24 protein-coding genes are annotated in these 23674 nt (G+C 55.3%); 18 read left to right on the top strand and 6 right to left on the bottom strand.

Going from position 1 to position 23674, the window contains the following annotated elements:
• The first annotated feature begins 405 nt into the window (after positions 1 to 405).
• Together ehaB and iprA are read left to right on the top strand one after the other, a co-directional pair.
• Positions 406 to 3357 (top strand): autotransporter adhesin EhaB, encoded by a 2952-nt coding sequence (gene ehaB / locus M2416_RS06340; RefSeq protein ID WP_259222740.1) that lies wholly within the window; start codon positions 406 to 408, stop codon positions 3355 to 3357.
• Between the two features lie 91 nt (positions 3358 to 3448).
• Positions 3449 to 4072: a hydrogen peroxide resistance inhibitor IprA gene (gene iprA, locus M2416_RS06335; RefSeq protein ID WP_259222739.1), complete on the top strand. Its 624-nt coding sequence runs from the start codon at positions 3449 to 3451 to the stop codon at positions 4070 to 4072.
• Here iprA and ampH read toward each other — a convergent pair whose 3' ends face one another.
• On the bottom strand, positions 4073 to 5230 hold the full coding sequence (gene ampH / locus M2416_RS06330) for a D-alanyl-D-alanine-carboxypeptidase/endopeptidase AmpH (RefSeq protein ID WP_041144246.1): 1158 nt from the start codon (positions 5228 to 5230) through the stop codon (positions 4073 to 4075).
• A 221-nt stretch (positions 5231 to 5451) separates the two neighbouring features.
• Here ampH and M2416_RS06325 point away from each other — a divergent pair, with 221 nt between their 5' ends.
• The 3 genes from M2416_RS06325 (at position 5452) to M2416_RS06315 (ending at position 8430) form a co-directional block, all read left to right on the top strand.
• Positions 5452 to 5964, top strand: a complete 513-nt coding sequence (locus M2416_RS06325; RefSeq protein ID WP_259222737.1) for an isochorismatase family protein — start codon at positions 5452 to 5454, stop codon at positions 5962 to 5964.
• A 117-nt stretch (positions 5965 to 6081) separates the two neighbouring features.
• Complete coding sequence (sbmA, locus tag M2416_RS06320; protein ID WP_041144248.1) at positions 6082 to 7302, top strand: peptide antibiotic transporter SbmA; 1221 nt, start codon at positions 6082 to 6084, stop codon at positions 7300 to 7302.
• Positions 7303 to 7320: 18 nt separating this feature from the next.
• Entirely contained in the window at positions 7321 to 8430 is a 1110-nt protein-coding gene (locus tag M2416_RS06315; protein WP_259222736.1) for a DUF1615 domain-containing protein, read from the top strand.
• On the opposite strand, the gene M2416_RS06310 is transcribed toward M2416_RS06315, so the two are convergent.
• On the bottom strand, positions 8427 to 8729 hold the full coding sequence (locus tag M2416_RS06310) for a DUF2755 family protein (RefSeq protein ID WP_041144250.1): 303 nt from the start codon (positions 8727 to 8729) through the stop codon (positions 8427 to 8429). The genes M2416_RS06315 and M2416_RS06310 overlap by 4 nt on opposite strands.
• Positions 8730 to 8982: 253 nt before the next feature.
• Between M2416_RS06310 and M2416_RS06305 the strand changes: the two genes are divergently transcribed.
• Entirely contained in the window at positions 8983 to 9186 is a 204-nt protein-coding gene (locus M2416_RS06305) for a DUF2754 family protein (RefSeq protein ID WP_041144251.1), read from the top strand.
• A 75-nt stretch (positions 9187 to 9261) separates the two neighbouring features.
• Here the strand turns inward: M2416_RS06305 and ddlA are convergent, their stop codons facing one another.
• Entirely contained in the window at positions 9262 to 10359 is a 1098-nt protein-coding gene (ddlA, locus tag M2416_RS06300; protein ID WP_076944632.1) for a D-alanine--D-alanine ligase, read from the bottom strand.
• A gap of 336 nt (positions 10360 to 10695) precedes the next feature.
• Between ddlA and M2416_RS06295 the strand changes: the two genes are divergently transcribed.
• The 7 genes from M2416_RS06295 to psiF all read left to right on the top strand — a co-directional run bounded on the left by M2416_RS06295 (position 10696) and on the right by psiF (position 17849).
• On the top strand, positions 10696 to 11895 hold the full coding sequence (locus M2416_RS06295; RefSeq protein WP_259222732.1) for a multidrug efflux MFS transporter: 1200 nt from the start codon (positions 10696 to 10698) through the stop codon (positions 11893 to 11895).
• A 176-nt stretch (positions 11896 to 12071) separates the two neighbouring features.
• On the top strand, positions 12072 to 12836 hold the full coding sequence (gene idnO, locus M2416_RS06290; RefSeq protein WP_076944634.1) for a gluconate 5-dehydrogenase: 765 nt from the start codon (positions 12072 to 12074) through the stop codon (positions 12834 to 12836).
• Between the two features lie 110 nt (positions 12837 to 12946).
• Positions 12947 to 14236, top strand: a complete 1290-nt coding sequence (locus M2416_RS06285) for an MFS transporter (protein ID WP_076944635.1) — start codon at positions 12947 to 12949, stop codon at positions 14234 to 14236.
• A gap of 66 nt (positions 14237 to 14302) precedes the next feature.
• The gene (idnR, locus tag M2416_RS06280; protein WP_076944636.1) at positions 14303 to 15295 is read left to right on the top strand and encodes a DNA-binding transcriptional regulator IdnR; all 993 of its coding nucleotides are present in this window, start codon (positions 14303 to 14305) and stop codon (positions 15293 to 15295) included.
• Positions 15296 to 15658: 363 nt separating this feature from the next.
• The gene (gene iraP, locus M2416_RS06275; RefSeq protein WP_041144254.1) at positions 15659 to 15919 is read left to right on the top strand and encodes an anti-adapter protein IraP; all 261 of its coding nucleotides are present in this window, start codon (positions 15659 to 15661) and stop codon (positions 15917 to 15919) included.
• A gap of 87 nt (positions 15920 to 16006) precedes the next feature.
• Positions 16007 to 17437 (top strand): alkaline phosphatase, encoded by a 1431-nt coding sequence (gene phoA, locus M2416_RS06270; protein WP_259222730.1) that lies wholly within the window; start codon positions 16007 to 16009, stop codon positions 17435 to 17437.
• A gap of 91 nt (positions 17438 to 17528) precedes the next feature.
• Positions 17529 to 17849 (top strand): phosphate starvation-inducible protein PsiF, encoded by a 321-nt coding sequence (gene psiF / locus M2416_RS06265; RefSeq protein ID WP_041144255.1) that lies wholly within the window; start codon positions 17529 to 17531, stop codon positions 17847 to 17849.
• Between the two features lie 42 nt (positions 17850 to 17891).
• Here psiF and proC read toward each other — a convergent pair whose 3' ends face one another.
• Positions 17892 to 18701 (bottom strand): pyrroline-5-carboxylate reductase, encoded by an 810-nt coding sequence (gene proC, locus M2416_RS06260; RefSeq protein ID WP_041144256.1) that lies wholly within the window; start codon positions 18699 to 18701, stop codon positions 17892 to 17894.
• A gap of 116 nt (positions 18702 to 18817) precedes the next feature.
• Between proC and M2416_RS06255 the strand changes: the two genes are divergently transcribed.
• Positions 18818 to 19270 (top strand): YaiI/YqxD family protein, encoded by a 453-nt coding sequence (locus M2416_RS06255; RefSeq protein ID WP_259222728.1) that lies wholly within the window; start codon positions 18818 to 18820, stop codon positions 19268 to 19270.
• A gap of 1 nt (position 19271) precedes the next feature.
• Here the strand turns inward: M2416_RS06255 and M2416_RS06250 are convergent, their stop codons facing one another.
• The gene (locus M2416_RS06250) at positions 19272 to 19973 is read right to left on the bottom strand and encodes a DUF2076 domain-containing protein (RefSeq protein ID WP_041144258.1); all 702 of its coding nucleotides are present in this window, start codon (positions 19971 to 19973) and stop codon (positions 19272 to 19274) included.
• A 335-nt stretch (positions 19974 to 20308) separates the two neighbouring features.
• Between M2416_RS06250 and aroL the strand changes: the two genes are divergently transcribed.
• The 4 genes from aroL to ppnP all read left to right on the top strand — a co-directional run bounded on the left by aroL (position 20309) and on the right by ppnP (position 22622).
• Complete coding sequence (gene aroL, locus M2416_RS06245; RefSeq protein WP_076944639.1) at positions 20309 to 20839, top strand: shikimate kinase AroL; 531 nt, start codon at positions 20309 to 20311, stop codon at positions 20837 to 20839.
• 123 nt (positions 20840 to 20962) lie between these two features.
• A complete protein-coding gene (locus M2416_RS06240) occupies positions 20963 to 21154 on the top strand; it encodes a YaiA family protein (protein ID WP_045854177.1) in 192 nt (63 codons plus the stop codon).
• Positions 21155 to 21493: 339 nt separating this feature from the next.
• A complete protein-coding gene (locus M2416_RS06235) occupies positions 21494 to 22171 on the top strand; it encodes an AroM family protein (protein ID WP_259222723.1) in 678 nt (225 codons plus the stop codon).
• Positions 22172 to 22337: 166 nt separating this feature from the next.
• The gene (gene ppnP, locus M2416_RS06230; protein WP_041144262.1) at positions 22338 to 22622 is read left to right on the top strand and encodes a pyrimidine/purine nucleoside phosphorylase; all 285 of its coding nucleotides are present in this window, start codon (positions 22338 to 22340) and stop codon (positions 22620 to 22622) included.
• 81 nt (positions 22623 to 22703) lie between these two features.
• Here the strand turns inward: ppnP and rdgC are convergent, their stop codons facing one another.
• A complete protein-coding gene (rdgC, locus tag M2416_RS06225) occupies positions 22704 to 23615 on the bottom strand; it encodes a recombination-associated protein RdgC (protein WP_041147534.1) in 912 nt (303 codons plus the stop codon).
• Positions 23616 to 23674: the final 59 nt, after the last annotated feature.

Genomic DNA, 23674 nt, shown 5'->3' with positions numbered 1-23674 from the left:
GGCAATAATAATGGGTTGCTGAATTGAATGCGCATAGTGAATATTTATATATGCAGGGGTGCTTGTTTTTTATTGGATGTTTTTGGAGTTAATTGGATTTATATATTTAATATGGGTGAGGATTTTGGTTTGTTTATTCATTGTTGTTTTGTTTGTTTGCTAATGTATTTGTTCGTTTTATATCTCGTGTTTATTTGGTGGCTAATTAACTGAAGTTAGTATGTTTGTTTTTTATTTCCGGGAGTTGTGCTGGTTAAATTATTGTCCGGTTTCGGACTTTGGCTAAAGAATAATTGAACCTTTCCTCGCTGACACCGCATAATCGTTCCGCGAAGCATAATAATGTTCTTCTACGTATTGATAATTGATGGATCAACGATATTACGTCCCTGAGGAGGGATGACAATGCACCCTTGGAAAAAGAAATTTGTAGTTTCACAATTAGCATTAGCCTGCACTTTGGCTATCACCTCTCAGGCAAGTGCTGTTACTGATATATCTGGAACCAACTACACGACATTTAAACATTATAACGACGCTAACTATGCCGACGGCGTTTATTATAATGGCTATGTAGGCTGGAATAACTATGCGACGGATAGTCTTTATAACGGTGACATTTATCCGGTCATCAATAAGTCCGTCGTTAATGGCGTGATCTCGACTTACTATCTGGACGATGGTCTTGCTACCAACGCGAACAGCAATAGCCTGACTATTAAAAACAGCACCATTCACGGGATGATCACCTCCGAGTGCATGACCACCGACTGCGTGGGTCGTGACGCTACCGGCTACGTTTATGACCGCCTGGCGCTGACCGTTGATAACTCGACCATTGATGATAACTACGAGCACTATACCTACAACGGCACGCACGCCGATGGCTCCGTAGATACGCACGTTGTTGACGTTTACGATCTTGGGACGGCCATTACGTTGGATCAGGAGGTCGATCTGGTCGTCAAAAATAACTCCCATGTTGCCGGCATCACCCTGACTCAGGGCTACGAGTGGGGAGATATTGACGACAATACCGTCAGCACCGGCGTCAACAGCGGCAAAGTGTTTCAGAACACGATTAGCGTAGCGGATTCTACCGTGACGTCCGGCTCATGGTCGGATGAAGGCACCTCCGGCTGGTTCGGCAACAACAATAACGCCAGCGATTACGGCGGGAGCGGCCTGAACGTGAACGGCGATGCCGGCTTCAATGCCGATGACGTCGCGATCTCCGCCATCGCCAATCCGCATGCGGATAACGCGATGCAGACGACGGTTAACCTTACTCATTCGACCCTGATGGGGGATATCTTATTTTCCAGTAACTTTGACCACAATTTCTTCCCGAACGGTGCGGACAGCTATCGGGATACCAATTCTGCCGTAGACACTAACGGTTGGGATGGTACCGACCGTATGGATGTCACGCTGAATAACGGCAGCAAGTGGGTGGGGGCCGCGATCTCCACGCATCAGATCGATTCTGATGGCGATGGCGTTTACGACAGCTTTGGCGAAGGCACTGAAGCGACCGCAACGCTGATTGATGTCGCGGCGAACAGCCTGTGGCCATGGTCAACCTATGGTGTCAACAGCAGCGACACGGCCTACAGTGAAAGCGGTCACGTTGCCGGCAACGAAGTCTATCAGAGCGGTCTGTTCAACGTGACGCTGAACGGCGGTTCGCGGTGGGATACGACCAAAACGTCGCTGATTGATACTTTAAGCATCAACAGCGGTTCTGTGGTCAACGTAGCGGACTCCACCCTGGTCTCTGACACTATCTCTCTGACCGGCGGCTCTGTCCTGAAGATCGATGAAGATGGCCACGTGGCGACCCACGCGCTGACAATCGACAGCAGTACCGTCACGATTGCCGACGATGTCTCCGCCGGCTGGGGCGTGGATGATGCCGCGCTGTATGCCAACATCGTCAACGTGACTCACGACGGTATTCTGGACGTCGGCAACGGCACGGCGTACGCGCTGCAGGCCGATACGCTGAACCTGACCAGCTCGACGGATGCCCGCGGGGATGTACATGCTGGCGTGTTTAATGTTCACAGCAATCGCTTCGTGCTGAATGCCGATTTAACCAACGATCGCACTAACGATACCGCTAAGCCTAACTACGGCTATGGCATCATCGCCATGAACTCTGATGGTCACCTGACCATCAACGGCAACGGTGACTCCGATACCTCTTTTGACCAGTCCGAAGTGGATAACGCGGGCGACAACGTTGCGGCCGCCACCGGCAACTATAAAGTGCGTATTGATAATGCGGTCGGTACGGGCTCCATTGCTGATTACAAAGGCAAAGAGCTGGTCTATGTTAACGACAAGAGCAGCAGCGCCACCTTCTCTGCGGCAAACAAAGCCGATCTGGGTGCCTACACCTGGCAGGCTAAGCAGGAAGGCAACGTAGTGGTTATGCAGCAGCGGTCGCTGACCGATTACGCAAATATGGCGCTCAGCATCCCGTCCGCTAACAGCAATATCTGGAACCTACAGCAGGATACCGTGGCGACTCGTCTGACCCACTCCCGGCATGGTCTGGCGGATAACGGCGGCGTCTGGGGCAGCTACTTTGGCGGTAGCTTCAACGGCGACAATGACGCTATCAGCTACGATCAGAACGTGAACGGCGTCATGCTGGGGCTGGATAGCAAAATTGAGGGGAACCATGCTCAGTGGATCGTCGGGGCCGCAGCGGGCTTCGTGAAAGGCGACCTGAGCGATCGCAGTGGTCAGGTGGATCAGGACAGCCAGACGGCCTACGTCTACTCGTCCGCTCGCTTTGCAAACAACGTTTTTGTTGACGGTTCACTGAACTACTCTCGCTTCAGCAACGAGCTGTCTGCCAACATGAGCAACGGCCAGTACGTCGATGGCAGGACTTCCACAGACGCCTGGGGCTTTGGTCTGAAGCTGGGCTACGACTGGAAGCTGGGCGATGCGGGCTATGTGACTCCGTACGGCAGCGTATCCGGCCTGTTCCAGTCCGGGGACGACTACCGCCTGAGCAACGGCATGAAAGTGGGCGAACAGTCTTACGACAGCATGCGCTATGAGCTGGGCGTTGACGCGGGCTACACCTTTAGCTACGGCAGCGATCAGGCGCTTACGCCTTACTTCAAGCTGGCCTACGTGTATGACGATGCCGACAACAACGCTAAGGTCAACGGGGATGCTATCGATAACGGCACCGAAGGTTCTGCGGTACGCGTTGGGCTGGGTACGCAGTTCAGCTTTACCCGCAGCTTCAGCGCCTACTCTGATGTGAGCTACCTCGGCGGCGGGGACGTGGATCAGGACTGGTCTGCTAACGTGGGCGTTAAATACACCTGGTAAGATAGTTTGCAGTGATAAAACATTAAAGGTTATTTAATCTAAAAGTATGCCCGTCAAGGAGTTGACGGGCATTATTGTCAGGAATGCATAAATGCTATCGCTGAGTAAACCGCTTAATGAATTTGGTCAGCTGGATCAATGCCTGTCAAAATACGGCACGCGCTTCGATTTTTGTAGTGAAAAGAAGATTATATTTTCGAACGATATACATTGCGACCAAACGGTGGTTATTTTAGCCGGCGTAATCTCGCTGCGCCGAGGTGAAAATATCCTTGTGGGCATCGCTCAGGCCCCTTTTATTATCGGGCTGGCCGATGGGGTAATGAAAAATGAGGTGAAATATAAATTAATGACCGAAGGAGAGTGCAGCGGATACCACCTGCCTTCCTCCCTGGCGATTAAAATAATCGACCAGAATAATTTGTGGCGCGACGCATTCTGCTGGCTGGTATGGCATAACCGCATTATGGAGCTACGCGACCTGCAGCTAATCGGTAATAACTCCTATGAGCAAATTCGCGCAACGCTGCTGTCGATGCTTGACTGGGACGAAGAATTACGTTTCCGTATTGGTGTTATGAATTATATTCATCAAAAAACGCGTATTTCGCGCTCCGTTGTTGCCGAAGTGCTTGCTGCTCTGCGTAAGGGCGGCTATATCGAAATGGATAAAGGCAAACTGGTCAGCATCAACCATTTGCCTTCAGAATATTAATCAGGATTCGGGAACGGGCAGCGGTTTTTCGCCGCTGAGCTCGCTGACCAGGTCGTTGATGCCGTTACTCATATTGCTAAAGCGCGTCAGCGAGGAACGGGTGACCACCACGAAGGCACCCACGTTAGCCTGCGGGTTCATCGCCATGTAGGTAATAAATCCGCCGCCGCCGCCGGTCTTCTGAATAATGCCCGGATGCCCATTCTTCGGCTTCATATAAACCCAGCCAAGGCCCAGCGCATCGGCTTTCCCCGGCACGTCCATACCGATAACGCGGGTCAGCTGGCTGCGCTGATAGATCAGCGTCTGCATGCGGTCAGCCTGCTGGCCGCGGGTGTAAAAATCAGAGGAGAGGAACTGCTGCATCCAGCGCATCATATCGCCCGGCGTAGAGTAAACGCCGCCGCTGCCGATCGCCGCCAGGGTGTTGTTGCACGGGCTGGCGCCCTTCTCGGCGACCATCAGGCGGCCACACTGATCCGGCGATGGCGTAAAGGTGGTGTCCTTCATGCCCAGCGGGCGGGTAATTTGCTCTTCAAACAGCTGCGGATAAGGCTTGCCCGCGGCGTTCGAGAGGGCGTCCGCCAGCAGATCAAACGCGAGGTTGGAGTAGGCGGCCTGCGAGCCGGGAGCGGCTTTTAACGACGTCGTCGACAGCCATTCCCAGCGCTGCTGGCGGGTTGGCCAGACGAAGACCGCGCGGTGCGCCGCGCCGCCGGGCTGTTCACGCGGCAGGGCGCTGGTATGCGTCGCCAGGTTAACCAGCGTAATCGGCGTGCCCTGATAGCTCGGCACCCGAGCGCCCGGCGGAGCGTATTTGCTCAGCGGATCGTTAAGCTTCACCACCCCCTGATCGAGCATTTTCACCAGCATTTCGCTGGTCATCAGCTTGCTCAGTGAGGCGATGCGGATAACGGAATCCAGCTGAGGATGTTCATTATTGCCCGGACGCGTCTCGCCAAAGCTGCGAAAAACGCGCTGGTTACCGTCGATGACGACCAGCGCCATGCCGGTGGCGCCGCTACCGTAGTAGATATGGTTGGCATAACGGTCGACAACATCGGAGGCAAATTCCGGATCGACGCTCGGTTGAGCAGCCTGGACCGATGTCCACGACGCCGCGCACAGCGCAGCAAAAATGAGCAGACTACGTTTCAACGGGGGTATCCATATGATGAAAAGAGATATAGAGCGTATTTATACTACGAAGCGGCGCACAGCGAAGCGCAATGACGACAATATTTCACGGAAAAACGTAACGGTGCGTAAAAAACGATTTTTTACGCTTTCGATACCCGCTTTACCCGGCGGGCGCGTATGATTATTGTTTGGTTTATCAGGTTGTAAGAGAGAGAGACATGGCCGCTCAACGGGTAGTAATGGTAGTAGATATGCAAAATGGCGTTTTTGCGACCCCGCGTATTGAGCGTGAGCGCTGCGTCGCACAAATTAACCGCCTTGTCCGCGCGGCGGATCGCGTGATTTTTATTCAGCACGCTGAGGATGGCGGGCTGGAAGAGGGAAGCGAAGGTTTTGCGCTGCTGCCTGAGATGGAGCAGCCGGAAAATGCAATTTTTGTCACCAAAACCGCCTGCGATGCGTTTTATCAGACCCGCCTCGCGCAGGTGCTGAGCGAGCAGGACATTACGCAGTTTGTGATTTGTGGCTGCGCAACGGACTATTGCGTTGATACCACCATCAAGAACGGCGCCAGCCGCGGCTATGCTCTAACCGTCGCCGAAGATGCGCATACTACCGCTAACCGCCCGGCGGCGCAGGCACAAACGCTGATTGCCCACTATAACGAGGTCTGGCGTACGCTGACCGTCCCCGGCAATCCTGTACGCGTGAAATCCACAGAAACAATTCTTAGCGCCTGGCAGACGAACTAAGCTGCTGATATCCGGTCTCATAATTCGGTCGCCTTTCCTTGCCGCTGCTCCTCTGCGGCGGGCATTGTCGTGGTACACAGCATAATCAGAATGATAAGAAGTTAGCAGGAGAGCATGATGTTTAAATCTTTTTTCCCCAAACCGGGGCCGTTTTTTATCTCTGCCTTTATCTGGTCGCTGCTGGCGGTGATCTTTTGGCAGGCGGGCGGCGGCGACTGGCTGCTGCGAATGGCCGGCGCATCGCAAAACGTGGCCATCAGCGCCGCGCGCTTCTGGTCGCTGAACTATTTGGTTTTTTACGCCTACTACCTGTTCTGCGTCGGCGTTTTCGCCCTGTTTTGGTTTAGCTGGTGCCCGCATCGCTGGCAGTACTGGTCGATCCTCGGCACGTCGCTGATTATCTTCGTCACCTGGTTCCTGGTGGAAGTGGGGGTGGCGATCAACGCCTGGTACGCGCCGTTCTACGATCTGATACAGGCCGCGCTGGCCACGCCGCATAAGGTCAGTATTAACCAGTTTTATCAAGAGATTGGTGTATTCCTCGGGATTGCGGTTATTGCGGTGATTATCGGCGTGATGAACAACTTTTTCGTCAGCCACTACGTCTTCCGCTGGCGTACCGCGATGAACGAACACTACATGGCGCACTGGCACCATTTACGCCATATCGAAGGTGCGGCCCAGCGTGTGCAGGAAGATACCATGCGCTTTGCCTCTACCCTTGAAGATATGGGCGTGAGCTTTATCAACGCGGTGATGACCCTGATTGCCTTTCTGCCGGTGCTGGTCACCCTGTCCGAGCACGTGCCGGACCTGCCGATTGTTGGCCACCTGCCGTATGGCCTGGTGATTGCGGCGATCGTCTGGTCGCTGATGGGCACCGGTATGCTGGCGGTGGTGGGGATCAAGCTGCCGGGGCTGGAGTTTAAAAACCAGCGCGTTGAGGCGGCCTATCGTAAGGAGCTGGTATACGGCGAAGATGACGCCGCTCGCGCGACGCCACCGACCGTTCGCGAGCTGTTCGGCGCCGTACGCCGCAACTATTTCCGCCTCTATTTCCACTACATGTACTTCAACATCGCGCGCATTCTCTATCTGCAGGTCGATAACGTTTTCGGTTTGTTCCTGCTGTTTCCGTCGATCGTTGCCGGTACGATTACGCTGGGCCTGATGACGCAGATAACCAACGTATTTGGCCAGGTGCGCGGTTCGTTCCAGTACCTGATCAGCTCCTGGACGACGCTGGTGGAGCTGATGTCCATCTACAAACGTCTGCGCAGCTTTGAGCGTGAGCTCGATGGCAAAGAGTTAAATGAAGTCACGCAAACGCTCGGTTAATTATCTCAAGGAAGGATTATGGCGGCAGCAGCCTCTACTCGTATCGTTTCGCTCTCCCTGACGCTTCTGGCGGGGATGGTTCTCAGCGCCTGTACCAGTAATCAGGGACCGGCGCTAAAAAAAGGCGAAAAGCCCGTGGACGTTGCCGCAGTAGTCCGGCAAAAAATGCCGGCCAGCGTGAAGGACCGTGATGAATGGGCGCAGGCGATAGCTAAAGCCTTCGAAAGCCAGAAGCTTGCGCCGACGGAAGAAAACGTCTGTTCGGTGCTCGCCGTGGCCCAGCAGGAATCCAACTATCAGTCTGACCCGGTGGTGCCTGGGCTGAATAAAATCGCCTGGCAGGAGATAGACCGCCGGGCGGAGAAAATGCACATTCCGCTGTTCGTCGTGCATACCGCGCTAAAAATTCCTTCGCCGAACGGCAAAAGCTACAGTGAGCGCCTGGATAGCGTGAAAACGGAGAAGCAGCTAAGCGCCGTTTTTGACGATTTTATCGACATGGTACCGATGGGCCAGACTCTGTTTGGCTCCCTCAACCCGGTGCATACCGGCGGCCCGATGCAGGTCAGCATCGCCTTTGCTCAGCAGCACACCGACGGCTATCCGTGGAAAATGGAGGGCAGCGTGCGCAAGGAGGTCTTTAGCCTGCGCGGCGGCCTGTGGTTTGGCACCCGGCATTTGCTGAACTATCCGGCGAACTATAGCGCGCCGCTGTATCGCTTTGCTGATTTCAATGCCGGCTGGTACGCCAGCCGCAATGCCGCATTTCAACATGCGGTCAGCAACGTTAGCGGCGTGAAGCTGGCGCTGGACGGGGATTTGATTCGCTACGACAGCGACGAGCCGGGGACCACAGAGCTGGCGGTGCGGCGTGTAGCCGGACAGCTGGCGATGAGCGATGACGATATTCACCGACAGCTGAAGAAAGGCGACAGCCTGGCGTTTGAGAAAACCGACCTCTATCAGCAGGTTTTCCGTCTTGCGGATAAGAAAGCAGGCAAGGCCGTGCCGCGGGAAATCCTCCCCGGGATCCAGCTCGAAAGCCCTAAAATTACGCGAAATCTGACAACTGCCTGGTTCGCGAAGCGGGTTGATGAGCGGCGCGCCAGCTGCATGGCGCGTCGTTAGCGATTATTGCGCCAGCGCAGAATAAGCCCGAGAAGAGCCACCAGCAGGCAGCCAATCAGAAAGGGGACCAGGCCAAATATTGTCCCCACCGCCAGACCTATTTCTATGCGCGGATGTTGGGTGTTCTGGACCTGTATTAAGTGTTCAAAAACGCCGGGTGCGTGCACCAGCATGCTCAGCATTTGCGCTCCGGCCCAGAAGCAGAACAGCACAAACAGTCCGTAGGCGATATTGCTGCTGGTCAGCGGGCTCCTTCTTTTTTTGCCAAAGAGCGTTTTTGAAAAGGCAAACTCTGCCATATAACCTCCGTACTCCACTTCTCAGCCGTTTTTACACCGGCTACACGGCGACTATTTTGGCAGCGGGGGGCGCTATCCAGTATCAGATTGCTGGTAATTTTCGGCCAGGAATATTCCTGAACTTACCGCTTTGCGAGCGTGCTAAGAGTTTGGCAAAGGGAGAGCCATCTCCCACTGTTAAATAATTCTCAACGTCGCTACAGACCGCGGATTGCGCCTGTGCGAAGATGCTTTTTTTGCCGTTGGAGTTGTCATGAAGCTCACTGATAAAATTCGCCGTGACTGGCACTATTACGCTATTGCGCTGGGGTTAATTTTTATTCTGAACGGCGTGGTGGGGCTGCTGGGGTTTGAAACTCAGGGCTGGCAATCCTATGCCGTGGGGCTGGTGACCTGGGTCATTAGCTTCTGGCTGGCGGGGTTTATTATTCGCCGTCGTCCGGCGGAGCAAGCCTAGGCACTGACAGTTTCGCGGCCACCCGGGCCGTAAAGCGGTCGCCCCGGCAAGCGCTGCGTCGCCGGGGCAATTTCATCAGTTCATCGAGGTTTTCAGCGCGCGATCGGCGGCGTGACGCTCCAGCGCCAGCTCAATCAGGCGAGTTATCAGGCTGGTATAATCCAGTCCGCTGGCTTGCCACAGCTTGGGATACATGCTGATATTGGTAAACCCTGGCAGCGTGTTGATTTCATTGATAACAACTTCATTATCTGCCGTCAGGAACACGTCGACGCGCGCCATGCCGCTACAGCCGAGCGTCTGATAGGCGCGCACGGCAATATCGCGAATTTTATCGTTAACTTCACCGTCAATGACCGCCGGAACGACGACTTTCGCCCCCTGGTCGTCAATGTACTTGGTGTCGTAGGCGTAGAATTCGCTGTTGAGGACGATTTCGCCGCAGGTGCTGGCCTCAGGTTCATCGTTACCCAGTACCGCACACTCGATCTCCCGGCCCTTAATTCCTTGTTCAACCACCACTTTATGGTCAAATTCAAAGGCCAGGGCAACCGCCTGCTGATACTGCTCTTCGTTGTTCACCTTGCTCACGCCCACCGACGAGCCCTGGTTGGCCGGTTTGACAAACAGCGGCAGGCCGAGGGTGTTTTGCACTTCAGCGAAGCTAAAGCGCTGGCGGTTAGCGCGGGTCAGGGTAATAAACGGTGCGATAGACAGGCCGGCGTCACGTAGCAGGCGCTTGGTGACGTCCTTATCCATGCAGGCGGCGGAGCCGAGCACGTCAGAGCCGACGAAGGGCAGGTTAGCCATCCGCAGCATGCCCTGCAGCGAGCCGTCTTCTCCCAGGGTGCCGTGGACAATCGGGAAAATGACGTCGATGGCGGCCAGCGGTTGACCGCTGTCGGCATTAATCAGCTGCCGGGATTGGCGACCGGGAATTTGCGCCAGCGTGACATCGGAGGGACGCAGCGCAATATGGGCAGGATCCTGCGGGTTCAGCAGATAGTTACCGGCATCGTTAATGTGCCAGAGACCCTGTTTATCAATCCCCAGCAGAACGACGTCGAAGCGCGATTTATCAATTGCTTCCACGATGTTCTTCGCCGACTGCAGTGACACTTCATGTTCTGCCGACTTGCCGCCAAAAACGATCCCAACCCTCATCTTAGCCATTTCAACTTCCATCCTGATTACATCAAAGCACATAACATAGCATGTGCGATGACGGCATGGCTGCCAGAATCTCTGCGGCAGATGGCAGGGGGTTAAAAGCTGTTCAACCGCCGCTGCGGATAAGCAGGCGAGGGCGGGAGCTGATGCGCGGCGCCGCCGCGACGTCAGCACAACGCCCTAAGGCTCAGGCGATTAGCTCTGATAATATTTTATAAATCGGGATATGGAATGATAAAACACTAAACTCATCGCGAGCGCATCTCTGGTAATACGCCGGCGGAGGGAACTTGCTAAGCTAGATAATAATTCACAAAAAACTAATGAATACGCGTAGTTATGGAATCCTGGAAGGTTAATCTCATCTCTGTCTGGTTCGGCTGCTTTTTTACCGGCCTGGCAATCAGCCAAATTCTGCCGTTTTTGCCGCTCTATGTTTCTCAGCTGGGCGTCACCTCTCACGAGGCGCTGTCGATGTGGTCGGGCCTGACGTTTAGCGTCACCTTCCTGGTATCGGCCATCGTTTCGCCGATGTGGGGCAGCCTCGCGGATCGCAAAGGGCGTAAGCTGATGCTGCTACGCGCCTCCCTGGGAATGGCGATTGCCATCCTGCTTCAGGCCTTTGCGACCAACGTCTGGCAGCTGTTTATCCTGCGCGCGGTGATGGGGCTGACTTCCGGCTATATTCCTAATGCGATGGCGCTGGTGGCCTCTCAGGTACCGCGCGAGCGCAGCGGCTGGGCGCTCAGTACGCTATCGACGGCGCAGATTAGCGGCGTCATCGGCGGGCCGCTGCTGGGCGGTTTCCTCGCCGACCACGTTGGCCTGCGAATGGTGTTTATCATCACCGCCATTTTGCTGACGGTGAGCTTCCTGGTGACGCTGTTCTTGATTAAAGAGGGCGTGCGCCCGCAGGTCAGTAAGGCGGATCGCCTAAGCGGGAGGGAGGTATTTGCTACGCTGCCCTATCCCGGCCTGGTCATTAGCCTGTTCTTCACTACCCTGGTGATTCAGCTGTGCAACGGTTCAATCGGGCCGATTCTGGCGCTGTTTATCAAATCGATGGCCCCGGAGAGCAATAATATTGCCTTCCTCGCCGGCATGATTGCCGCCGTGCCGGGCGTTTCGGCGCTGATCTCGGCCCCGCGTTTAGGCAAGCTTGGCGATCGGATTGGCACCTCGCGGATCCTGCTGGCGACGCTGTGCTGCGCGGTGGTGATGTTCTTTGCAATGTCGTTCGTGACCACGCCGCTGCAGCTGGGCGTGCTGCGCTTCATGCTGGGCTTTGCCGACGGCGCGATGCTGCCGGCGGTGCAAACGCTGCTGCTCAAATACTGCAGCGATAGCGTGACCGGACGCATCTTCGGCTACAATCAGTCGTTTATGTATCTGGGGAACGTCGTCGGGCCGCTGATTGGCGCCTCGGTATCGGCAATGGCCGGCTTCCGCTGGGTGTTTATCGCCACGGCGATTATCGTGCTGATTAACCTTTGGCAGCTGGCGGTTATGCTGCGGCGCAGCCGCCAGGCGACGGAGTAATCACACTCCTCCCTTCTGCCGGTATTTACGTCACAGCGTAAATGCCGGTTACCGATCCCTCCCGGTTATAAATGTATCTCCGATCACAAAATGATCATTTTTAGCTCTTCTCCTCTTCTATTTGTAACTGTTACGCGTATACAGTTACGCGTAACAGCTATCTTGAAAGAGGTTTTATGAGAAATTTATTCGATTTATCGGGGAAGCGAGCGCTCATCACCGGTTCTGCCCAAGGGATTGGTAATCTGCTGGCCGGCGGCCTTGCAGAGTACGGCGCGGAGATCATTATCAACGATCGGACCCAGCTGCGCGCGGACCAGGCCGCGCAGGCGCTGGTTGATCGGGGCTATCGCGCAGTGGGATGCGCATTTGATGTGACCAGGGCGGAGGAGGTTGAGCGCGGGATTACCCGCATTGAGCAGGAAATTGGGGCGATTGATATTTTAATTAATAACGCCGGGATCCAGCGCCGATATCCTTTTACTGAATTCCCCGAAGCGGAGTGGGATCGGGTTATTGAAGTTAACCAGAAAGGGGTGTTCCTCGTCTCGCAGCAGGTCGCTAAATATATGATGACGCGCCGTGCGGGTAAAATAATAAATATTTGCTCGATGCAAAGCGAATTAGGTCGAAAAACTATTACCCCGTATGCCGCATCGAAAGGAGCGGTCAAAATGCTTACCCGTGGAATGTGCGTGGAGCTGGCGGAATATAATATTCAGGTTAATGGCATTGCCCCCGGCTATTTTGCTACCGAGATGACGGCTGCGCTGGTGAATGACGAGGCGTTTTCCGCGTGGCTGTATCAGCGTACGCCAGCAGCCCGCTGGGGAAAACCGGAGGAGCTGATTGGCGCTGCGGTGTACCTGGCTTCTCCGGCGGCAAACTTCGTCAACGGCCATCTGTTGTTTGTCGATGGAGGGATGCTTGCCGCCGTCTAATGTTCACCCTAATCCAGATTGTATCGCTGCTGCTTTAGGCGCAGTTAATAAAATGAATCTCAAGTCATAATTAAACCCGTTTACCTACGAACATAATCTGAGGATTGCTTATGCAAATGCTCGCGAAGTTACCAGCGCGTCGCTGGTGGTATTTAATGCCCATCATTTTCATTACCTATAGTCTGGCATATCTCGATCGCGCGAATTACGGATTTGCCGCCGCGGCGGGAATTGAAAATGATTTAGGCATCACCAAAGGGACCGCCTCGCTGATTGGTGCGCTCTTTTTTCTCGGCTATTTCTTTTTCCAGGTTCCCGGTGCGATATATGCCGTAAAACGCAGCGTGCGCAAAATGATTTTTTGCAGCCTTATATTATGGGGCGTCTGCGCAGCGGCGACCGGATTTGTCAGTAATATTCCGATGTTGATGGCTATTCGCTTTACCCTCGGCGTGGTCGAGGCGGCGGTGATGCCGGCGATGCTGATTTATATCAGCAACTGGTTTACCAAAACCGAGCGTTCGCGTGCCAATACCTTCCTGATCCTCGGTAATCCGGTCACCGTGCTGTGGATGTCTATCGTTTCCGGCTACCTGATTCAGTCCTGGGGCTGGCGGGAAATGTTTATTATCGAAGGCATTCCGGCAGTTCTGTGGGCGGTATGCTGGTGGATACTGGTTCGCGATAAACCTTCAGAGGTCTCCTGGCTGAACGAGCAGGAAAAACAGGCTCTGCAGCAGGCGATGGATAGCGAACAGAGTCATATCAAGCCGGTACGTAATTATGGCGAGGCGCTGCGGTCGCGCAGCGTCATTATGCTGTGCGCCGTGCATGCGCTGTGGAGCATCGGGGTGTACGGTTTTATGATGTGGATGCCGTCGATTCTGAAAAATGCCGCGCAGATGGATATTGTGGCGGTAGGCTGGCTGGCGGCCGTGCCGTATCTGGCTGCCATTATATTAATGCTGACGGTCTCCTGGCTGTCGGACAAGTTTCAGAATCGTAAGCTGTTCATTTGGCCATTACTGCTGATCGCCGCTATTGCCTTCTTCGGTTCATGGATGGTGGGCGACCAGGCATTCTGGTTCTCTTATGCTCTGCTGGTGATTGCTGCAGCCTGCATGTATGCGCCGTACGGTCCCTTCTTTGCGCTGATCCCTGAGCTGCTGCCGCGCAACGTCTCCGGCGTTTCTATGGGATTGATTAACAGCTTCGGGGCGCTTGGTGCTTTCCTCGGCGCGTGGCTGGTCGGCTATTTGAATGGCGTTACGGGCGGTCCCGGCGTTTCTTACACCTTTATGGCTATCGCGCTGCTGGCCTCGGTGGTGCTGATGTATAACGTGCGGGCCAATAATGAATCCTCTTCATCGCTGCTGACGGCAAAAAAGGTTGCGGGTTAACATAAAACGTAGCTGCTGTGGTAAGGTTCTCTGCGAGCACATAAGTCGTTTGTCGTAGAGAACCTGATGAAAAACAGCCGGATGACATTACAGGATATCGCCAACCTGGCGGGACTTAATAAAATGACGGTGAGCCGCTATTTGCGCGACCCTGGCCAGGTGTCGCAGCGCAGCCGCGAGCTTATTGCAAAAGTCATGGAAGAGAATAACTATATCCCCAACCGGGCACCGGAAATCCTGCTTAACGCGCGCAGTAAAACAATCGGCGTGCTTATCCCCTCGTTTCGCAATCAGATTTTCGCCGACGTGCTGGCCGGTATTGAGTCGGTGACTTCCGCGCATCAGTACCAGACCCTGATCGCTAACTACGAATATGACCCCCAGCGCGAAGAGCGCGAAGTGCTCAACCTGCTTTCATATAATATCGATGGCCTGATCCTGACCGGCAAGCAGCATAGCGATCGCATGATCCAATACGTACGCGCGAGCGGTATTCCGGTTGCGGAACTGATGGACTTCGGTGGCCCGCAGCTTGATATTCAGGTGGGCTTCGATAACGAAAAGGCCGCACGGGATATGACCAATGCTTTTCTCGAAAGCGGCAAACGGTCAATTGCCTTTTTTGGCTCAATGGACGATCCCCGCGATCTGAGCCGTTTTCGCGGTACCGAGCTGGCGCTGCAGGCTCATGGCCTGAAGGCGTATCACATGGCTCCGCGTACGATTTCTTCGGTCGCCCTTGGGCGGCAGATGTTCCTGAAAATGCAGCAGTCGTGCCCAGGTATCGACGCGATTTTTTGTACCAATGACGATCTGGCGGTTGGCGTATTGCTTGAATGTCAGTCTCAGGGTAAAGCGGTGCCGCAGGAGATGGCTATTGCTGGTTTTCACGGGTTGGAAATTGGCCGCGCAAGCTTGCAGAAAATAGCCAGCGTCATTACTCCACGTTATGACATCGGTAAAACGGCCAGCGAAATACTGCTTGCCAGACTTGCCGGTAAAGATGCACCGGACAGTGTGAATTTGGGCTACCAGATATATTATGGCGATACGTTATAGTTATATATGCGCTATCCCTAAAATTGCTGATGCCTTGACCCTGCGGCTCCCGAATCATCCACCGGCCTCGACCCGTCAGAGAGCTGGCTATGCTCCTGCCAGTTCGCCGCCTTTCGGTAACCACATTTATTGTCGGCGTGCTGGAATAGCAATATTCCTTTTAACTCTTATCTATTAAATTTAGTTATGAAGATTATTACGCCGGTATTCAGGGGACCCCTCGCATCTAATAAGTAATGAGCAAAACGTTTCGCTTAATATTGATAGTGGTGAGTAATCATTTTCAAAAAATAATTCTGGTATCCGACGGCTAATGTATGACATAAATAGCAACTCACTGACCTCGCCTAAGGATAAAGCGTTGTGAAGAATCTCATTGCCGAGCTACTGGTAAATCTGGCACAAAAGGAAGAGGAAACAAAGGAACTGACGGTGCAGGTTGAGGCGCTGGAAGTGGTGGTCACGGCGCTGCTAAGGCATATGGAGCAGGACGCTCAGCAGGCGTTAATTAACGATATTGAACAGGCTATCGAGCAGGCCAGCCCCGGTCCGCTGGTTGACGAGCGCGATGCCCAGCGGTTGCAGCAATATATAAAAAAGCTGTTGCGGCATCCTCGTAGCTAGCGCCCGTGACAAGGCATGGATGCTGTCATTTTACTGTCACATCGCTTTTATAAAGTCTCCCTCGTTTTGTTTTTTAAGTATTTTTACATGGAGACGACAAAAGTGAAATTAAGCGCCCTCTTTATTGCCCTGCTGCCTCTGCTGGCTTCCCCGGTTATTCATGCTGATACCCCGTCCGCCCCGGCGCTCGATAATCGTGCCGCCCAGGGAGATATCACCGCTGCCGGCGGCGCTCGTCGTTTAAGCGGCGACCAAACTGCCGCGTTACAGGCCTCATTAATCAACAAGCCAGCGAAAAATATTATTTTGCTGATTGGTGACGGAATGGGGGATTCAGAAATTACCGCCGCCCGCAATTATGCCGAAGGCGCGGGCGGTTTCTTCAAAGGTATTGATGCGCTGCCGTTGACCGGTCAGTACACCCACTATTCTCTGGATAAGAAAACCGGCAAGCCGGATTATGTGACCGATTCCGCCGCCTCCGCGACGGCGTGGACCACCGGCGTCAAAAGCTATAACGGCGCGCTGGGCGTCGATATCCACGAGAAAGATCACCAGACCATCCTTGAGCTGGCGAAAGCCGCGGGCTTGGCTACCGGCAACGTCTCTACCGCCGAACTGCAGGACGCCACGCCGGCCGCTCTGGTGGCGCACGTGACCTCCCGTAAGTGCTATGGCCCCAGCGTCACCAGCGAAAAATGTCCGGGTAACGCGCTGGAAAAAGGCGGCAAGGGATCGATTACCGAGCAGCTGCTGAACGCCCGCGCCGACGTGACGCTTGGCGGCGGAGCAAAAACTTTCGCTGAAACCGCTACCGCCGGTGAATGGCAGGGCAAAACGCTGCATGACCAGGCGGTCGCCCGCGGCTACCAGATTGTCACCGACGCCGCTTCGCTGGCCGCAGTCGGCGAAGCCAACCAGGGCAAACCGCTGCTGGGGCTGTTTTCTGACGGTAATATGCCGGTACGCTGGGAAGGGCCTAAAGCCTCCCTGCACGGCAATATCGACAAGCCGGCGGTAACCTGCACGCCGAACGCCAGTCGCGACGCCTCGGTGCCAACGCTGGCGCAGATGACGGATAAAGCCATCAGCCTGCTGAGCAGCAACGAGAAGGGCTTCTTCCTGCAGGTTGAAGGTGCCTCCATCGACAAACAGGATCACGCGGCGAACCCGTGCGGCCAGATTGGCGAGACCGTCGATCTTGACGAAGCGGTGCAGAAAGCGCTGGAGTTCGCCAAAAAAGATGGCAATACCCTGGTGGTGGTGACCGCCGACCACGCGCACTCCAGCCAGATCATCCCCGCTGATTCTAAAGCGCCGGGCCTGACGCAGGCGCTGACCACCAAAGACGGTGCGGTGATGGTGATGAGCTACGGTAACTCCGAGGGCGAGTCGATGGAGCATACCGGGACGCAGCTGCGTATCGCCGCCTACGGCCCGCATGCCGGAAACGTCGTCGGCCTAACCGATCAGACCGATCTGTTCTATACCATGAAAGAGGCTCTGGGCCTGAAATAAGCCCGTGCCGGCGGCGAATTTCAGCCGCCGGCTGGTTTTTTTCCCGTCAGCGACCAGACTTACAGGGATTGACTCACAGAAGGATGGTGCGATGAAAATAACATTACTGGTTGCCCTGCTGTTTGGCCTGGTCTTTGCCACTGCGGTCAGCGCCGCGGAAAAAACGCCGACACCCCAGCAGCAAAAAATGACGGTCTGTAACAAAGACGCGTCGGCGAAAGCGCTGAAAGGGGATGAGCGTAAGGCGTTCATGAGCAGCTGTCTGAAGAAAGATGCGCCGGCTCCGGAGAACAAAGGGTTAACGCCTCAGCAGCAAAAAATGGGCGAGTGTAACGGTCAGGCGACCCAGCAGTCGCTGAAAGGGGACGATCGTAAGAAATTTATGAGCGCCTGCCTGAAAAAACAGGGGTAGTGGAAACGGGTGAGGCCCGGCCTCACCCGATCATACCCGGCTTCAGGAGCGGCTAAGCTTCTCTGATTTTTCCATGCATTTCGCTATCGCTTCGATCACCGCTGAACGGAAACCTTTCTCTTCCAGCACCCGAACCGCCTCGATGGTGGTTCCACCCGGCGAGCACACCATATCCTTCAGCGCGCCCGGATGCTCTGCGCTTTCCAGCACCATTTTCGCCGAGCCCATCACCGCCTGCGCGGCAAACTTATAGGCCTGAGCCCGCGGCATGCCGCCGAGCACGGCGGCGTCAGCCATCGCTTCAATAAACATAAACACGTAGGCCGGCGCCGAGCCGCTGACGCCGACCACCGGATGGATCATCGCCTCAGAGATAATCTCAGCCTGCCCAAAGCAGCGGAAAATAGTCAGAATTTCAGCGGTCTCTTCGCTGGTGACCAGCGCGTTTGGCGTGACGGAAGTCATACCCGCGTTGACCAGAGAGGGGGTGTTAGGCATGGCGCGGACGATCTTGCGATCGTGCCCCAGCGCGCGTGCGAGCTGATCGAGGGTGACGCCCGCCGCGATGGAGACCACCAGAGAATCTTTATTCAGGCTGGAGGCCACGTCGCTCAGCACTTTAACCATGATCCCCGGCTTCACCGCGCCGAACACAATATCTGCGACCTGGGCAACGTCCTGGGCGCTCTGCGCCGCGTTGATACCGTACTGGTCGTGTAGGGCCGCCACTTTATCCGGCGACGGGGTGTAGACCCAAATTTGCCCCGGCTGTACCTGCCCGCTGGCGATCAGGCCGCCGAGAATGGCCTTACCCATATTGCCGCAGCCGATAAAGCCAATTTTCTTCTCCATCACCCTTCTCCTGTGCTTATTTTGTCGTGAGTTATCTAGCTTATCACTCCGGAGCTTTCCCGGGGGACAAAAGCAGGTGACAATAATAGCCCCCTTTTTCGTCCACAGGAGCTGGAATGGCTATTTGGGTTGATGCGGACGCCTGTCCAAACGTGATTAAAGAGATTTTGTTTCGTGCCGCCGAGCGCACGCAAACGCCGATGACGCTGGTGGCAAACCAGGCGCTGCGGGTGCCGCCGTCGCGCGTTATTCGTACCCTGCGCGTACCGCAGGGCTTTGATGTTGCCGATAACGAAATTGTTCGCCTGTGCGAGCCGGGCGACCTGGTGATTACCGCCGATATTCCGCTGGCCGCCGAAGTGCTGGCCAAAGGCGGCGCGGCGCTCAATCCGCGCGGGGAGCGCTACAGCGAGGCCACCATTCGCGAGCGCCTGACGATGCGTGATTTTATGGAAACGATGCGGGCCAGCGGCGTGCAAACCGGCGGCCCGGATACCCTATCGCAGCGCGACCGTCAGCAGTTTGCCGCCGCGCTGGAGAAGTGGCTTATAGAAACGAAAGGTCGGTAGCCTACACCCAGCTATCGTCGTCGCTGCCGATGTCGTCATCGCCGAAACCGGCGTCGAAGTCGGAGCTGTAGGTGCTGTTATCCGCAAGGAACTGACCGTCGTCCTGGCGGAAGGGATCGTCCGATGCGCTGCTGTCCGCCGTCTGCGCGAGGTCAGCCTGCGGCTTCTCTTCGATGATATTGACGATCTCCTGCGGGTGCGATCCGCTGAACATATTGGTCAGCATATTGCCGAGCACCACCCCGCCCGCCACGCCCGCCGCGGTCTGGAGCGCACCGGCCATAAAACCGCCGCCGCGAGCCGCCTGAGGAGCGTAGTTCTGCTGCTGCATTTGCGGGGCATACTGCGGCTGCGCGCCGGCCTGCGGCCGACCGTACTGCTCCGCGCCCGGAATAGGGTCAGAACCGCGCGACTGCGACTGACCGCCGCCAAACAGGCCGGAGAGAAACCCGCCGCTGCTCGGTTTCGCCGCCTGCAGCTGCGTCACCTGGCCTTCCAGCGCCTGGATACGATCGTTAAGCTGCTTAATCGCCGCTTCCTGAATCAGGATCGTTTGCGCCATGTAGTAGGGGGCGGCTGGCTGCTCTTTGATGTGCTGCGCAATCCGCTCCTCGGCGTCGGCATCGCGCGATGCGCTCTGTGTTCCGGCCTCTTTTAGTCGGGAAAACAGCCCATCGATAAGGCGTTGTTCTTCAGATTGCATGATACATTCCTCTGTCACACTGATAAATTACGGTCAGAGTGCGTCTGGACCACCCATGTTGTAAATATGTTGCAGCGTAAAGCTTTGCATAAATGTGTTACCGTTTACGCCAGCCAGCGGCTAAAAAATAATCCCTGAGTCGAGGTAAATCTGGCGCAACATTTAATGCAATGATAAGTTTACATGCAAAATCCCTTTGCTCTCTATGATGAAAGGGAATGCCTGATAATTTGTAACGTTTATTTTACGGTTATCGTGATGCCGCTTTGCAGGTATCATTGCGCACTTTTCGTATTCATTTTCCCGCAAAATGCGGAACCAGAGGGTCTTCGGTAATGACACAGCCAATCTATCTCATCGGTCCACGCGGCTGCGGTAAAACGACGATCGGCCACGCGCTGGCGCGGGCGCGTAATTACCAGTTTACCGATACCGATCATGCCCTGCAGGCGCTTGAGCAGCGTACGGTCGCGACGATCGTCGAGCAGGAGGGCTGGGATCGCTTTCGTGAGCTGGAATCGCAGGCGCTAAAAGCGGTCACCCGCCCGGAAACGGTTATTGCGACCGGCGGCGGCATTGTGCTCATCGAAGAGAACCGTCAGTTTATGCGTGAGAACGGCGTGGTTTTCTATCTCCAGGCCTCGGTATCTGCGCTGATTGACCGCCTTGAGGCCTATCCGAAAACCGAACAGCGTCCGACGCTGACCGGCAAACCGATCCGCGATGAGGTTGGCGAAGTGCTGGCCCAAAGAGAGGTGCTGTACCGGGCGACCGCGCACCATATTATCGATGCGACCGCCGAGCCGGATGAGGTGGTCGGACAGATTATGGCGACGCTGCAGAGCGCCTGTACGGTCGATAATTAACCCTTCAGGGTGGCGAAAGAGCCGCCTGCTGGCGGGTAACGGAGCGAGTTCGGACTTTACCTGGGGCAAACGGAGCGCGGCTATCTATACTTTATGGCTCGTACGGTAAAAGAGGGAAGAGCCATGCCAGACCGACCGCCATATCCGCGCGAAGCGCGCGTCGTCGCCGTTGAGAAAGGTCAGAAAGGCCAGACTGAGACCTGGTATCAACTCCGCGCCGATTATCCTACCCCCGATTCACTGATTAGCGAACATCCAGTCGAGAGTGAAGCGCTGGATGCCAAACGGCGCTATGAGGATCCTGAGAAATCGTAGCTGCCTTCTGCGCCGCAGCCTGTCAGCGCCATCGCTGGCAGGTATTTTTGCCCCCGCTGAACACGTCTCTCGCCGCTGATTTACGCGCCTGCGCGGCGCGCTGTTTTTCTCAGCCAAAGAGTAAAACCGGACATCTGTCACATTTTTAATTCATCACGCGTACTAATGAATATCTAAGGTGCGGATTTTTCAGGAGTGTTCCTGAATCATCTGGAATCTTTACACTCTACTGGAGCGCTAAGCTGCTACGCTTCTGGACGGTTGATTTTTAGCCACCAGGGGGGCGGATATTATGCGGTAAGCCTGTGCTGAAGGCGTGGAAGTGAAAAGGTAGATGATATGAGTACAACAATGGCCATTTTAACCGTTGGCGTGGTGCCGGTGGCGGAGGTTCTGCCGCTGTTAACCGAACATATCAGGGAAGAGCAGATCACGCATATTAGCCTGCTAGGTAAAATGACGCGCGAAGAGGTGATGGAAGATTATGCCGTTGACCCCGACGACGATCGCCTGCTTACCTTGCTCAATGACAACCGGATGGCCGAGGTCTCGCGGTGGAAGATTGAACGTGATTTAAAACATCTTATCGCGCTGCTCGATCGGCAGGAGTATGACGTCATTCTGCTGTTGAGCTCCGACATGCTGAGCGGTTTTACGGCGCGCAACGCTATTCTGCTGGAGCCGCAGCGCATTATCCCGCCGCTGGTGGCGTCGATCGTCGACGGTCATCAGGTGGGGGTCATCGTTCCCGTTGAGGATGTTCTGCCGCTGCAGCAGCAAAAGTGGCTCTCGCTCAACAGCGCGCCGTACTACGCGCTGGCGAACCCGGTTAGCGGCAGCGACAGCGATTTGCTGGCGGCCGGAAGGGCGCTGCTGGAGCAGGGCGCCGACGTGCTGGTGCTGGACTGCCTCGGCTATCATCAGCATCACCGGGACGTGCTGCAAAAAGCGCTGGACGTGCCGGTTCTGCTGTCTAACGTGCTGGTTTCGCGGCTGGCGGCAGAGCTTTTAGTTTAAGCCGATCGGCGCCGGCGCGTATTGCGAGGCGCCTGGCCTACGGGCAAAGGCGGGCGCTGCGGCCATCCTGGGTCACAGGACAGGCATCAGGCGTTAATTTTACGTGACAGAAACGAGGAGCGCCCCCTATATTGAGGTTTCAACAAAAGATCATAAGGGCTTGTTTATGCTTCAAAGTAATGAATACTTCGATGGAAAAGTGAAATCGATTGGTTTCACCAGCAGCAGTACGGGCCGCGCGAGCGTGGGCGTGATGGCGGAAGGGGAATATACCTTTGGCACCGCACAGCCGGAAGAGATGACCGTGGTCAGCGGTGCGCTGAACGTTCTGCTGCCTGGGGAAACCGAGTGGAAAGTCTATACCGCCGGTGAAGTATTCAACGTTCCTGGCAGCAGCGAGTTCCACCTGCAGGTTGCTGAGCCAACGTCCTATCTGTGCCGCTATCTGTAATGCAGATTTTGTCATCCTGCCGCCGTGCGGCAGGATGACGATCCGCGTCATCGAGTGATTCTGCGGATGTCATTCAGCTGATTAGCGCTGGGCTTCTCCGCCCAGGGCTTCCACCAGATTCTGAATCAGCGCGGCCAGTTCGCCGGTCATCAGAATAAAATCGGCGTCAAAGCGCAGGGCAAAATCTTCCCGATCGATATCTTCATTCTGATCGCGCAGTTCGTCACAGAACTTCAGGCGCTTGATGGAGCCATCGTCACACATCAGGAACTGAATACGCTGCTGCCAGTCGAGGGCCAGCTTGGTGACGACCTTCCCGGCCTCAATGTGCACGGCGATTTCGTCGCTGACCAGATCCTGCTTCTTCGCGCGGATCACGCCGCCGTCTTCCAGCATAGCCTTCAGCTCGGCTTCATCCAGCAGCTGGAAGCCTTGCGCCACGGTGCCTGAGCGCACCCATTCGGTGAGCGTCAGCTCGATCGGGTTTTCCAGCGCCAGCGGGACAACCGGCAGCGAGCCTAAGGTTTTGCGCAGCAGAGCCAGCGTATCTTCCGCTTTTTTGGCGCTGGCGCAGTCCACCATGATCAGACCGTTGACGGTATCGATCCACATCATGGTCTGGCTAAAGCGGCTAAAAGCGCGCGGCAGCAGCGAGTGCAGCACTTCGTCTTTCAGCGAATCTTTTTCGGTTTTCTTCAGCTTGCGGCCCTGCTCGGCTTCCAGCTTGAAGATCTTCGCTTCCAGCGCCTGTTTGATCACCGGAGACGGCAGGATCTTCTCTTCTTTGCGCGCGCAGATAACGATCTGGCCGTTTGTCGTGTGCGTCAGCGCATCGCTGTGCGATCCCATCGGCGATACCCAACCGGTTTTCGCCATATCCTGGCTACCACAAGGCGTAAACGTCAGCTCGGCCAGCTGTTTTTCCATCTCCTCGGCGCGCAGTGAAATGTCGCGGCTGAGACGGTAAACCATTAAATTTTTGAACCACAGCATGATAATTTCCACGGCTTTGTCGTTAAATCCAGCGGGCATGATAGCGAATTGTCGCTATG

Source organism: Klebsiella sp. BIGb0132 (assembly GCF_024810075.1).
Lineage (GTDB): Bacteria > Pseudomonadota > Gammaproteobacteria > Enterobacterales > Enterobacteriaceae > Klebsiella > Klebsiella terrigena.
This window is presented reverse-complemented; position numbering and strand designations above follow the sequence as displayed.